Annotated in this window: 11 protein-coding genes; 5 read left to right on the top strand and 6 right to left on the bottom strand. The window is 44.2% G+C overall.

Annotated elements, in window-relative coordinates; genetic code table 11:
- Positions 1-183: 183 nt before the first annotated feature.
- Positions 184-885: a YdcF family protein gene (locus L5M37_RS02935; RefSeq protein WP_263199405.1), complete on the top strand. Its 702-nt coding sequence runs from the start codon at positions 184-186 to the stop codon at positions 883-885.
- Positions 886-942: 57 nt separating this feature from the next.
- The gene (locus L5M37_RS02930) at positions 943-1,626 is read left to right on the top strand and encodes a DUF2982 domain-containing protein (RefSeq protein ID WP_212600041.1); all 684 of its coding nucleotides are present in this window, start codon (positions 943-945) and stop codon (positions 1,624-1,626) included.
- A 107-nt stretch (positions 1,627-1,733) separates the two neighbouring features.
- Here L5M37_RS02930 and L5M37_RS02925 read toward each other — a convergent pair whose 3' ends face one another.
- The 6 genes from L5M37_RS02925 to galU form a co-directional block, all read right to left on the bottom strand.
- On the bottom strand, positions 1,734-4,031 hold the full coding sequence (locus tag L5M37_RS02925; RefSeq protein WP_263199329.1) for an OmcA/MtrC family decaheme c-type cytochrome: 2,298 nt from the start codon (positions 4,029-4,031) through the stop codon (positions 1,734-1,736).
- 467 nt (positions 4,032-4,498) lie between these two features.
- Complete coding sequence (locus L5M37_RS02920) at positions 4,499-5,473, bottom strand: LysR family transcriptional regulator (protein ID WP_113938944.1); 975 nt, start codon at positions 5,471-5,473, stop codon at positions 4,499-4,501.
- A gap of 318 nt (positions 5,474-5,791) precedes the next feature.
- A complete protein-coding gene (locus L5M37_RS02915) occupies positions 5,792-6,241 on the bottom strand; it encodes a polymer-forming cytoskeletal protein (RefSeq protein WP_113938943.1) in 450 nt (149 codons plus the stop codon).
- 111 nt (positions 6,242-6,352) lie between these two features.
- Positions 6,353-6,835, bottom strand: coding sequence for a ferredoxin-type protein NapF (gene napF / locus L5M37_RS02910; RefSeq protein ID WP_168823154.1), 483 nt, complete (start codon positions 6,833-6,835; stop codon positions 6,353-6,355).
- A gap of 91 nt (positions 6,836-6,926) precedes the next feature.
- Positions 6,927-7,940, bottom strand: a complete 1,014-nt coding sequence (gene galE, locus L5M37_RS02905; RefSeq protein ID WP_028760579.1) for a UDP-glucose 4-epimerase GalE — start codon at positions 7,938-7,940, stop codon at positions 6,927-6,929.
- Positions 7,940-8,848, bottom strand: coding sequence for a UTP--glucose-1-phosphate uridylyltransferase GalU (gene galU, locus L5M37_RS02900; RefSeq protein ID WP_168823151.1), 909 nt, complete (start codon positions 8,846-8,848; stop codon positions 7,940-7,942). The genes galE and galU overlap by 1 nt, the downstream gene beginning before the upstream one ends.
- 321 nt (positions 8,849-9,169) lie before the next feature.
- Between galU and phhA the strand changes: the two genes are divergently transcribed.
- The 3 genes from phhA to tyrR all read left to right on the top strand — a co-directional run bounded on the left by phhA (position 9,170) and on the right by tyrR (position 12,247).
- On the top strand, positions 9,170-9,970 hold the full coding sequence (gene phhA, locus L5M37_RS02895; RefSeq protein WP_219250194.1) for a phenylalanine 4-monooxygenase: 801 nt from the start codon (positions 9,170-9,172) through the stop codon (positions 9,968-9,970).
- 131 nt (positions 9,971-10,101) lie between these two features.
- On the top strand, positions 10,102-10,440 hold the full coding sequence (locus L5M37_RS02890) for a 4a-hydroxytetrahydrobiopterin dehydratase (RefSeq protein ID WP_106650051.1): 339 nt from the start codon (positions 10,102-10,104) through the stop codon (positions 10,438-10,440).
- 268 nt (positions 10,441-10,708) lie between these two features.
- A complete protein-coding gene (gene tyrR, locus L5M37_RS02885; protein WP_028760575.1) occupies positions 10,709-12,247 on the top strand; it encodes a transcriptional regulator TyrR in 1,539 nt (512 codons plus the stop codon).
- Positions 12,248-12,420 lie beyond the last annotated feature (173 nt).

Raw genomic sequence — 12,420 nt, 5'->3', positions numbered from 1 at the left:
CATTACGCTATGAAATCAACGTCTAGTGATATCAGAGTCTTGTAAACAATAGCCCAGTACAACGCTGGGCTAGCTTTATGTGCGATGTATTCCCCCCGTATTTTGATGCTATGATTGCGCTCCTTTGGATTGCTTGGCATGGATATCATGTTTTGGGTTAAGAAAGTTGTTTCACAGGGGATGATGCCGATTCCCTTTATCCTATTGTTATTACTGATTTCTTTTCTAGTATGGCGCCGTCGCAGTATGGCGAAATACTTAGTATCCTGCGCTTTTTTTCTCTTACTGTTTTTAAGCAGTCAACTGAGTGTGAATGCCTTAGTGCGGCCGTTAGAATCAGCTTACCCGATTAATTCCACGCCCATCACAGGCGCTTGTTTTGTGATGGTATTAGGTTCAGGGCATGCTGATATAGCAGGAGCGACTGCGGTGCAATCCTTATCAGATGTCGCCCTTACAAGGTTAACTGAAGGCATTCGGCAACTTAAGTTGGGTCAAGAGTGTATGTTGATCGTCAGCGGCTGGGGTGGTGAACTCACTCAATTTTCCCATGCTGAAATGATGGCTAAAGCCGCGGTAGAGCTAGGTGTTGATAAAAGCCGAATTATTCAATTTCCACTGGCGCGCGATACGATAGAAGAAGCGCAATACTTAAAGTGGGAGTTAGGGGAGGAGCCCTTTCGCTTAGTCACATCGGCCACTCATATGCCAAGGGCGATGGCTATTTTTGCCACTAAAGGCTTACACCCCGATGCTGCCCCAACGGATTTTATTGGCCGAGATGATTTTTGGTGGCGGTTAACCGCCGATAATTTAGTGGCTTCTCAACGGGCGATTCACGAATACATTGGCCGTTTGTGGTTATGGATAAAGGCCGTAAGTTAAAGGTGTAGTTTGCCAAGTTCAGTCTAAAGATAGTGAGTTTTAACAGGAATATGAACAATGACAATTGAGTCAGAAATAGTATCTGTGCGTCCTTTATCGAAACGAAATGGGTTAACCTTAACTTGGCTGGGAGGCTTAAGTCTGGTGCTGGGTTTGGGACTGTTTCTGACGTGGCCGGCCTTGTTTGCTGTCGGTTTGATGTTTTTTAGTTTGGGCGCTATTTCACTCATTCTCGGTTTAGCCAAGGTGTATGAGCCGGAAACGACTCTAGCACTAGATGACAAGGGGCTGACCTATTTTCATCGCCGCGGCAAAGTGGCTATCGATTGGGATAATATTCAGCGGGTCGATATTCCGCGGGTGACTAATGGTTTAGATACTATAGAGTTATCTTATTTAGGCATTAAACTGAAACATTTAAATCCCATTCTCGATAATATTTCCCTGCGTCTAGCAACAGGATTATTAACTGAACAGCGACCTTTGCTGGTGACGGCTGCCTCTCAAGATGCAGATTTAGCGACTTTAGAAACTTATCTCGGCGCTGAGTTTGGCCCTTTAGTGATAGAAGGGGATCGTTATCGTGGCGTATTGGCTATGTTTGGGCATCGCTGCGTGATGTTAGATACGCGTTTAGGGTATCACTTGTATATTCCCCATGACAGTTTAGATAGGGAACCTAAGGACTTTATTAAGTTACTTAGACAACGTATTGCACAATGTAGCCGCTCAGCTGGTTAAATCTACAATCTCAATTGAAGATCATCAGCAATAAAAAAGGGGACCCTAGGGTCCCCAATGAGTTGCAGAGATTAAAGTTTGGGTTGTGCAGGGGCAACCCAAAGGTACTAGTGTGTTACCTCTGCGTGTACCTTATCTACACCGTAGGTTTTACCTTCAGCATGGCAAGTTGCGCAAGATTCTACTGGTAGGTTAGGATCTGTCATTGCGTCAGCTTCAACCACAGCACCGTTGCTTCTAAAGTGAGCGACAGCCGCTGCATCAGAGTGAGCGTGACAGCTACGGCATGATTCAGCTACTGGGCTAATGTAGTTGCTACCCACTTTGATTGAACGTTTCTCAGAGGCTAAACCACCGTCAGTCGCAAACAGTTTTGCATCATCTTTGTGACATGCAGAACATGCAGTTTCTGGTGATGGATAACCGACTAATTCACCATTGGCATCGCGGAAGATCCCTGCGATAACATCAAAGTTACCACTGTGGAAGCGGTGGGCGACGGTGAATAGGTCTTTGTTATTGAAAGTGACTTCTGGATTAATGACTTTGCTACCGTCTTCACCTTTAGAAACCACTGTTTTATGGCCTGATGCACCTGTTGTATCGTTGTGACAGTTCATACATTGATCAAAAGTGTAAGTTCCGTGTCTGGTGCCCTTGATATAATCTAAGGTGCCGTGACAGGCGTTACATTTTGCTTCTTCTACGGTAATTCGAGCAGGATCTGTCATTCGAGCTTTAACTACTGCAGAAGCATCTAAGCTATAGAATTTAACAGGAGCAGTGTTACCAATTGGATTTGTTGGGCCAAATTCAAGTCCTGTGGCATTACAGCTACTCACTTTACCTGCTTTGATACAGACGTTGGCTTCTGAACTGACGTAGATAGTACCTACAGCTTGGGCATCGGGAATATCTTTTACGAAGGTTAATACACCATCGACCAGCGTACCATTTTCAAGCTTAAGAGCGATTGCTGTTGGTTTGACATCTCTCCAAGCATAAACAGTACCATCAGTGGTTACGTTACCCAGTAATAAGCCGTTAGCCACAAACATACCAGTAGGGTTAGTTGTCGCGTTATACACTTTTAAATCGGTTCCGTTAGGAATTGCAGCGCCATTCATGGTCACATTGGCTTTTAATGTCAATGTTTTCATTCCAGGTGCTGCTGAAGTCACTACTGCAGCACTGGTAAAGTCAACTTTGAATAGGCTTGCATACTCAGCGCGTTTACCGACACTGTGTACAGCTTCAGGTGTTAAGCTACCGCTGCCATGGCAAGATTTACATTGAGTATCATCAGCTTGGGCTAAACCAAATTCTGAATGGTTTTCGCCAGTGGTGAAGTTCACATTGATATGACAACCCACACAAGCTTGTGCATAAATATTGGTGTTATAACTTGGTGCACCATCATGACAAGATTTACATTCTTTCAAATCAGATGGGAAACCAACTTCACCGAAATATTCTTTTGCTTCGCCACTTAAGCTGTCACTGATGTGATGACCTGCGTGGATCCTATGGATCATGGGAGCAAAATCAAATACCCAACCTTCGGCCAGTTGTGCGTCACTTGGAACGAGATCAGGGTTATGACAAGTTACGCAGTTTTTAACATCTTGGTAGTTATGGTGGGCTTCAATCTTCGCGATATGGCCGTCTACTTCACCGTGACAGTTTTTACATGCCGCACTAGATACTGTGTCTTTACCCGATACACCTAATTCATCTGTTGCAGGGATAAAATCAACGGGTACAGACAAAATCTTGTCAGATAGGACGACACCTGTACTATCGGCGATGTTGTAAGCACGTAAAAAGACTCTGTGTACTGCGTTTGGATTATCATTTGGATTAATGATTGGCGCTGCGCCACCATAAGTCCAAGTTGCTGTGTAAGTGCCTGGCGTCGCTGTATCTTCGGTTAAAGTACAAGCGTTTTTAGTTCCGTTCAGGCCGTTTAGAGTACAAGTTAACGAAGTGCCAGCGGCATTTGCCGTGGCATTATTTTGCCACTCAATCGGTGCGCCAGTACCTGAGGTGTTTTCATTTGCTGTTAAAGAATAAATTGCAATTTTATCCAGTCCTTTGAAAGGGACTACTTTGCCTGCATTTTTACCCGTAACAGTAAATTTAACACTGAAGCCTTCACTGCTGGTTACTTTAATGTCAGCAGGACTTAACGTGAATGCCAGATCTGTAATGGATTGAGCTGTCGTTGCGAAGGAACCCGCAGGGGCTCCGGGTGTACCTGGTGTTCCGGGAGTACCTGGTGTTCCGGGTGTACCTGGTGTGCCAGGTGCCCCATCTTGACCATCGCTTCCGTCCCCGCAGGCGGTAAGACTTAAGGTACTGACGAGAGCCAGTGCCAGTAGAGATTTATTGTAGTTTTTCATCATCGCGTCCCTTTTTCTATCTATAAGACTGCGTGTGCAGTGCCTCTAATATAGGAGGATTCATCTACTTATAAAGTGGTATTTGCAAATTTGTATCTGATATGTGAACGATGATTTAACACCTGTGAATGGTAATTCTAAACTTTGCATTTTGATATTTTAAATAGTGAAATTAAGCTGCTAACCTATGATGTGCATCACAATTTCAATCTTTAAACTTAGGCCGAAATGATGAATTCATTTTCGGTTAAGCAAAATGAACGATGTTAAGGGAGCCTAAATCTTAAGTCGTTATCTTAAGGTTTTGAGCATAAAAGCAATGGGATAAGAGGGCGAGAATGGGGGGAAGATATGGCATTTTAAAGTGATTTAATTGTGCCTTGGATAAATAGAAGTATAGCCCAGTAAACCCACTTAACATCCATGACGTAAGCTAGTTTGATGAAATTAGTGTGTAATCTATTTTTGTATTAGTGTGCTGGTTCGAGTGCGGCAAGTAAGGAGCGCACGACGAGATCACACTGGCTTTGGCTGTAACGCCGATGAACTGCAGGTTTCTCAATCAGATAATAATGTGGCGCCATCATAGTTTCGTGGAGTCTATTAAGCTCTGTGTCGCTAAGGCGCTCGAGATGTAATCCGGGCATATGTTTAACTGTGTGCATATCAATGCTAGAACAAAAAGCCACACTCTTCATGGTTAATAGATGGGCATACCATTCCTCCCTGTCTATCACTTTCTCTACAGTAGGCAATAAGATACCTTGGCGCTGGCAAAATAATTCTAAGGGATCGATTTTACTGTTAAAGCCCTTGAGTTCTTGAAATAGAAACGGATGGCGACAAATTTGCTCTAAGGTAATATTTGTCTCAACGTCCCAAAGCGGATGTTGCTTGGCTGCAACGATATAAATGCCATTGATTGAGCCAAGTTTGGTGTAACTTAATTCTTTATTTTCAGCACTTTCAAACGTAATCCCAAAATCAAGCGCACCTGCGTGGATCAACTCAGCGCTATTTTCCTGCCATTTATGTAAGCGTATTTGTCCTAGCTTTTGGGCAAGTTCAGGAGTACTTAACTGAGGCGCTAAAAAGCTTAGCAGGCCATTACAAGCAGCGATATGCAGCGGTAAGTCGGTATTGATGGCCGCATTTTGTATCTGGATTGCAGATTGTTCGAGGTGATAAACCGATTCAGTAAACTGGCAAATAGCAACATAGAGACTTTCTGCTAAAGGCGTCGGTTTAAGCCCCTGTTGACGACGATAAAATAGTTCATCGTTAAAGGTTAGGCGTAATGCATTGAGGCAGCGGCTTATTTTGGGGGCAGAAACATCTAGCGCTTTGGCCGCGCTATTTGCGTGTCCAGTGTCGAAAATACTTTTAAATACAAGCAAGGTAAAAACATCGAGTTCACAGATCTGTTTTAGTAATAAGTTGCTCATTTTGTATTTTGCCCTGTATGAGTCTTAAATGTTTTTGCGGTGCTATTAGGGGAGTTCTGTGTCCTTGCGATTACCCGAACCACCGCGATCAAATATCATGGGTACTAACTACTAAGATTAACATTCAGCATGCGGATTAACTGTGATCCCTCTCGGCAAAATAACAATTATTTAACCATTGTAAAGAGGAGAGTTGGGGGGAGTTAGGTGAGTAGGCGCTATGTTTAACATCGAGCGATAAGGAATGATTGAGCTAAAAGAGTGAGTCAAAGTCTGCTCACCTAAGGCAGCGAGCAAACGATAGTGATGCATTTTGGATTAACGAGATTCTATGACGTCGTTTTGCACGGACGGTAAGTTGAGTGGATCTGCTGTTGGGGTATGGCCTATTGCATGGGAATAAATGGTTGGTGCATCTTCTTTAATCCGCATCCCGATAAATTGGCCACCCTCAAGGATTTGCATTGAGGTACTTGCCACTTCGCCGTCGACAACACCATTACGTTGGATCACTAAACGCTCACAAATAAGTCTGCCTTTGAAGTGCCCATCGACGATAAATTCATGGCACTTTACTTCACCTTGAATTATACCGCCTTGTTCTATGGTGATATTGGCCTCAGAAAGCAGCTGACCTTGGATATCACCGCCAACAAGCACGTCGCCTGTTAATTCGATATTTCCCGTGAGTTTAGTGCCTCGAGCAATAAAGCTAAAAGAGGTACTTTTTTTAGGCGGGAAAAACAGTTTTTTTACAAACATCATCATAAATTAACTTAATTCGAGAAGGGATTAACTGAGTTCAACAGAGGCGCGATACTAGCTTAAAATCCATGAGAAGCACAGCTCTGCATGTGTTAATGCAATTACAGTGTTCTATCAAGTTGGTCGTTTTATCTCAATGGCTTTGCTAGGGCAAGGAGCTACGCAGGCACCGCATCCAGTACAAAGATCAAGGTCTATTTTGGGGCTCGGAGCCTGACCAATACTGAGCACAAAACTGATGGCTCTTGGTTCGCAGGCATCCTTACAACTTTGGCACCAGATCCCTTGAAAGGTTAAGCAGCTTTCTTGAATATGGGCTTGGTATTGCCAAGGTGCTTGAGTCAAATCGAAAATATTTTCAGGGCAAGCTTTAGCACACAGAGTACAAAATGTGCACTCATTGTCCTTAAAGGAGACTTCAGGAAATCCGCCATCACCTTTGATGATAATGTGAGTTTCACAAACCTCAAGACAGGCGGAACAACGAGTACACACATCGGTAAACTCGATATCATCACGTACCCAAGGCGGCCTTATCGCATTATCTTTACGCCGGCGAAAGAGGCTGCGACGGCTGTGATTAATACTTTGAGTCATGTTGCTCCTCGGGTGGTTAATGCTGTAAAGCGATGGTATTTAGAGGGTAAAGAAAAATGGCTTGGGAGATTTCCACAAGCCATTCAAGTTATTAGCCGTTATAACCATTGGGATTGGTTGATTGCCAATGCCAGCTACTGTTGGCCATATCTTCTAGGGTATGAGTCGCTTGCCAGCCAAGATCTTCCCTTGCGTGGGTTGGATCGGCGTAGCAGGCGGCAATATCCCCTGGGCGACGTGGCGCAATTTGGTAGGCAATAGTGTTACCACAGGCTTTTTCAAAGGCCTTAACCATATCTAATACACTATATCCTTGGCCTGTGCCTAAGTTATAGGTCACTAGACCAGGCTTAGTGGCCAATTTTGCGAGCGCTTTTAAATGGCCATTGGCTAAATCCACGACATGGATATAGTCACGCACGCCGGTACCGTCGTGAGTCGGATAATCATTACCAAACACGCTTAAGGCGGTGCGTTTACCCACGGCAACCTGCGCAATAAAGGGCATTAAGTTGTTAGGGATATCGTTAGGATCTTCGCCGATTAAGCCACTGGCATGGGCGCCAACCGGATTAAAATAGCGCAGACGGGCGATATTCCAGCTCGGATCGGCATTGTGTACATCTGCCAGTATATGTTCAACCATCAACTTAGACTGACCATAAGGGTTTGTTGCCCCAGTGGGGAAGTCTTCGGTGATCGGTAAACTTGCGGGATCGCCATACACGGTTGCTGATGAGCTGAATACGAGATTTTTTACCTTAAATTCTGCCATGACTTGGCAAAGGATAAGCGTACCCGTAACGTTATTCTCATAATACTTCAGGGGTTTTGCGACGGATTCTCCCACCGCTTTTAATCCTGCAAAGTGGATAACTGAATCAATAGCATGATCGTTAAACACTTTCTGCAATAACGCTTTATTGAGAATATCGCCTTGATAGAAAGTAACCGATTTACCAGTGATCCGCTCGACTCGGTTTAAGGCTTCTATGCTTGAATTAGACAAGTTGTCCAATACAATCACATCATTACCAGCATTGAGCAGTTCTACTACTGTGTGGGTGCCAATATAGCCAGCACCACCGGTCACTAAAATCGTCATTACTTAATTCCTTTTACAACGGTTTTTAAATAGTGCGCAAAATCTTCACCGATTTCGCTGTGGCGCAGGGCATATTCAACGTTAGCACGCATATAACCTTGCTTGTTACCACAGTCGTGGCTCTTACCTTCCATATAGTAAGCATTTACGGTTTCTTGCTTCATTAACATCGCAATCGCATCCGTTAATTGAATTTCATCGCCTGCGCCCGCAGGGGTTTTAGCCAGTAGTGGCCAAATGCTGGCAGGTAACACATAACGGCCTACAACGGCTAAATTAGAAGGAGCTTCATCTACAGAGGGTTTTTCAACTAGTTCGACTAATGGCTCAGACTCACCCGGTTGTAAATCATGACCATTCACATCGGCAATACCGTATTGGTTGACGACGTTATGTGGCACGCCTTCCACCATGATTTGACCGACTTGGGTTTCATCAAACAGGGCAACCATAGCGGCTAAGTTATCGCTACGAAGGTCACAGCTGGCTTCATCTATGATCACATCCGGTAGCAATACGGCAAATGGTGCATCGCCGACGACAGATTTAGCACACAAAATTGCATGACCTAAGCCTTTAGCTTGAGATTGGCGCACGCTGATCACTGTTACATCTTTAGGACAAATGGATTGTACTGCTTCAAGTAACTGACGTTTAACGCGGCGTTCTAATTGGGCTTCTAATTCGAAACTGGTATCGAAATGGTTTTCGATAGAGTTTTTACTGGCGTGGGTCACGAGTACAATTTCTTTGATCCCAGCCGCGATAGCTTCACTGACTACATATTGAATCAATGGCTTATCAACAACGGGTAACATTTCCTTTGGAATTGCTTTGGTCGCTGGAAGCATACGAGTGCCTAGGCCTGCGACAGGAATAACGGCTTTACGAATTTGATGTTGTTTCATTGCGAACCTTTTAGGTCAAGGAGATGCGGTTAATGGCCAATATTGTAAATGACCTGCACAGAAAAGCTATTTAGAAACGCTGAAAACTTAGGATATTTAAGTATTTTTACAGTGAAGTCGACGTAAGTTTTAGCAAAGGTAGCACAGAGCATCTAATCCAGCATGGGTGATGTGCACTTGCATGGCATTTTTAATACCCTTGTAATATTTGCTTTACGTTTACGTCACAGTAGTGGTGCAAGAATAAAGTGTGAGGGAGTTAACAAATTTAAAGGCTTAGATCACTATTGTTCCATGAGCGCTAGCCACTAAGTGAAGACTATGACGAAAGGAACAGAGTACATCGCTCACAGAGCTGATGACACAGGGTTTATCAACTACCCGCAAGAAGAACATGAGATTTGGAGCCAGCTTTATGCCCGTCAAGCGATAAACCTGCCTGGCCGTGCCTGCAAGGAGTATTTGCAAGGGTTAGATGCCTTGGCTATGCCAAAGGATCGTATTCCGCAACTTACTGAAATTGATACTGTATTGCAAGCGACCACCGGCTGGAAAACGGCAGCCGTACCTGCGCTTATTTCCTTCGGCCGTTTCTTTGAACTACTGGCCAATAAAGAGTTTCCTGTGGCGACATTCATTCGCCGTAAGGAAGAGTTTGATTACCTGCAAGAGCCTGATATTTTTCATGAAATCTTTGGTCATTGCCCTTTGCTCACCAACCCTTCATTTGCTAATTTTTCACATATGTATGGCCAATTAGGTTTAAATGCCAGCAAAGAAGAAAGGGTGTTTTTAGCGCGTTTATACTGGTTTACGGTTGAGTTTGGCTTGCTACAGCCTAAAGATGGCCCCTTGTGTATCTATGGTGGCGGTATTTTAAGCTCACCTGGTGAAACTTTATATGCAATGGAAAGTGATGTGCCAGAACGTCAACCCTTTGATTTATTGAATGTGCTACGAACCCCATATCGCATCGACATTATGCAGCCGATTTATTATGTGATTGAGCACATTGATATGCTTGATGAAATTGCCAAAATGGACATCATGAGTTATGTCACTAAGGCACGTCAGTTAGGTTTATTTGCTCCTAAATATCCTCCCAAAGCCAAGGCGAGCTAGTCTCGATTCGATGGATGGTTTGATGTTTTATTTGAGTCGCCATCTAATTTAGTCATGTGATTTAAGTAATTAATAAGTAATGAGTAAAGTGCAACTGAATATCCCTATTAATGTTGCCAACAGGAGTATGTATGACTGCGTTATCGAATATGAAATGTGAAGCGTGCCAAGCCGATGCACCAAAAGTGACCGATGAAGAGTTGGCAGAACTTATTCGTATGATCCCTGACTGGGGCGTGCAAGTGCGTGACGGCGTAATGCAGCTTGAGCGCGTCTACAAGTTTAAAAACTTTAAACTGGCGATGGCATTCACGAATAAGCTGGCGGATTTAGCGGAAGAAGAATTCCATCATCCCGGCATTTTCACTGAATGGGGTAAAGTGACTGTCACTTGGTGGTCGCACTCCATTAAGGGGCTACATAAGAATGACTTCATCATGGCCGCCAAGACAGACCAGTTACTAGGTTAATTATTTAATCAATTTAATCAGCATCTTAATGTGTTTTATGATGCTGATTTTTTCTTCCTGTTACAATTCAACTGTAAACTAGGCTTGCCACTTTCAGTTTAACCTTCTAACGTATACGGGCTCTGCTATTTCCCCTCATCGCTGACGTTTTCGTCAAAGGTAACGATTTGCCTAGCAAGCGTTATTTTTGTTGTAAAGCCTAAGGCGAAAAATAGCTCTGCACGGTTTATCCCCAAAATTCAAATCAAAAAAGGGAATATCAGTCATTATGCGCTTGGAAGTCAGCTGTCAGGATCGTGTTGGTTTAGCCAAAGATATCTTAGTCGTGTTAGAGCGTTATGGCATTAATTTAATTGCCATTGATGCCAGTAACCAAGGATTCCTGTACTTACAATTTGCCGAAATTAGTTTTGAAACCTTGAGTGCCTTGATGCCGCAGATCCGCAAAGTGGAAAGCGTGCACGATGTGCGTACGGTGTCATTTATGCCCTCAGAGCAAGAACATTACGCCCTTAAAACCCTGCTCAAAACCTTACCCGACTCCGTTTTTTCTATCGATGCCAAGGCACGTATCCGTATCGTTAATGAGTCCGCCTTGCTCAATATCGGCATGGGTGAGCACGAAGTGCTCGAAGAGTCGTTAAACCATTGGGTACAAGGTTTTAACTTCAGCCGTTGGCTGAGTGAAAGCCAAGTATTGGCCCAAGCGGCGCGGGTGCAAATTGGTCCGAATGAGTATCTTGCCGAAATGCTGCCGATTTACCTACCCGATGAGGATGAAAAAACCATCTTGGTTGGTGCTGTGGTGTCGCTGAAATCCCCTGCGCGCGTTGGAAAACAGTTTAACGCGCTGCAGAACCAAACCACTGGCTTTGAAAATGTATTAGCCAGCAGTGACAAGATGAAGGAAGTGCTTAAGCAAGCGCGGCGTATGGCCCAGCTCGATGCACCTTTGTTGATCACGGGTGAAACGGGTACTGGCAAAGAATTAATGGCCAGAGCTAGCCATGATGCGGGGATGCGCCGTGAAAAACCTTTTATCGCCATCAACTGCGCCGCTCTACCCGACAGCGCTGCCGAAGAAGAATTATTCGGTTACGTCAGTCAGGGCAAAGTCGTCAAACGAGGCTTTTTTGAAGAAGCTAAGGGGGGCACAGTATTTCTCGATGAAGTGGCGGAAATGTCTAGGGCGGCTCAAGTTAAGCTGCTACGGCTATTGCAAGATGGCACTTTTAGACGCATAGGGGGCGATGAAGAAGTGCGTGCTGATGTGCGAATTATCTGCTCGACCCAGAAAAATTTAGCTGAATTATGCCAAACCGGCGAGTTTAGGGAAGATTTGTACTATCGCATCCATGTGCTGAGTTATCACATCCCGTCATTACGTGAGCGTAAAGTCGATATCATTCCACTGACGGAAATGTTCCTCGAACATTACAGTCAACAGTTGTCTAGCCCAGTGCGGCGGATTTCGGCCCAGTGCCGCGATCATTTGCTCACCTACGCTTGGCCAGGTAACGTACGCCAATTAAAGAACGCGGTATTTAGAGCCGTGTCTATGTGGGATGGCTCGGCCGAGTTGACTGTAGAACAGCTGAAATTGCCATCATATGCCGAAGGTTTTGGTTACTTTGATAATGAGTTTGAGGGTAATCTGGACGATGCAATGAAGCAGTTTGAAGCGAGTCTGTTGCGTCGATTATATCCGGCCTATCCGAGCACTCGCCAGTTGGCGAAAAAGCTAGGTGTATCACACACAGCTATTGCTAATAAACTGCGTGAATACAAGATAGCCAAGCGCCGTTAGTCAGAGTCTCGTTGGGTTGACACAGTCAATGTAACAGTATCGTTCCACTTAGTTGCCGACTTTTCAGGCATATTGCTTACCGAGATATTGATAAGCGGTAACTAGGTTATAAACGTAATGATTAGTTTACAAAGTGTGAAATAATTAACCTAAATGTGATTTTGGTCACGCTA

The sequence above is a fragment of the Shewanella sp. SM69 genome, assembly GCF_025653985.1.
GTDB lineage: Bacteria > Pseudomonadota > Gammaproteobacteria > Enterobacterales > Shewanellaceae > Shewanella > Shewanella oncorhynchi.
This window is presented reverse-complemented; position numbering and strand designations above follow the sequence as displayed.

Excerpts from the sequence above, each read along its gene's own strand:
- L5M37_RS02925 (WP_263199329.1), bottom strand. The coding sequence starts at position 4,031 with ATGATGAAAAACTACAATAAATCTCTACTGGCACTGGCTCTCGTCAGT.
- L5M37_RS02920 (WP_113938944.1), bottom strand. The coding sequence starts at position 5,473 with ATGAGCAACTTATTACTAAAACAGATCTGTGAACTCGATGTTTTTACC.
- napF (WP_168823154.1), bottom strand. The coding sequence starts at position 6,835 with ATGACTCAAAGTATTAATCACAGCCGTCGCAGCCTCTTTCGCCGGCGT.
- phhA (WP_219250194.1), top strand. The coding sequence starts at position 9,170 with ATGACGAAAGGAACAGAGTACATCGCTCACAGAGCTGATGACACAGGG.
- L5M37_RS02915 (WP_113938943.1), bottom strand. The coding sequence starts at position 6,241 with ATGATGATGTTTGTAAAAAAACTGTTTTTCCCGCCTAAAAAAAGTACC.
- tyrR (WP_028760575.1), top strand. The coding sequence starts at position 10,709 with ATGCGCTTGGAAGTCAGCTGTCAGGATCGTGTTGGTTTAGCCAAAGAT.
- galE (WP_028760579.1), bottom strand. The coding sequence starts at position 7,940 with ATGACGATTTTAGTGACCGGTGGTGCTGGCTATATTGGCACCCACACA.
- L5M37_RS02935 (WP_263199405.1), top strand. The coding sequence starts at position 184 with ATGCCGATTCCCTTTATCCTATTGTTATTACTGATTTCTTTTCTAGTA.
- galU (WP_168823151.1), bottom strand. The coding sequence starts at position 8,848 with ATGAAACAACATCAAATTCGTAAAGCCGTTATTCCTGTCGCAGGCCTA.
- L5M37_RS02930 (WP_212600041.1), top strand. The coding sequence starts at position 943 with ATGACAATTGAGTCAGAAATAGTATCTGTGCGTCCTTTATCGAAACGA.
- L5M37_RS02890 (WP_106650051.1), top strand. The coding sequence starts at position 10,102 with ATGACTGCGTTATCGAATATGAAATGTGAAGCGTGCCAAGCCGATGCA.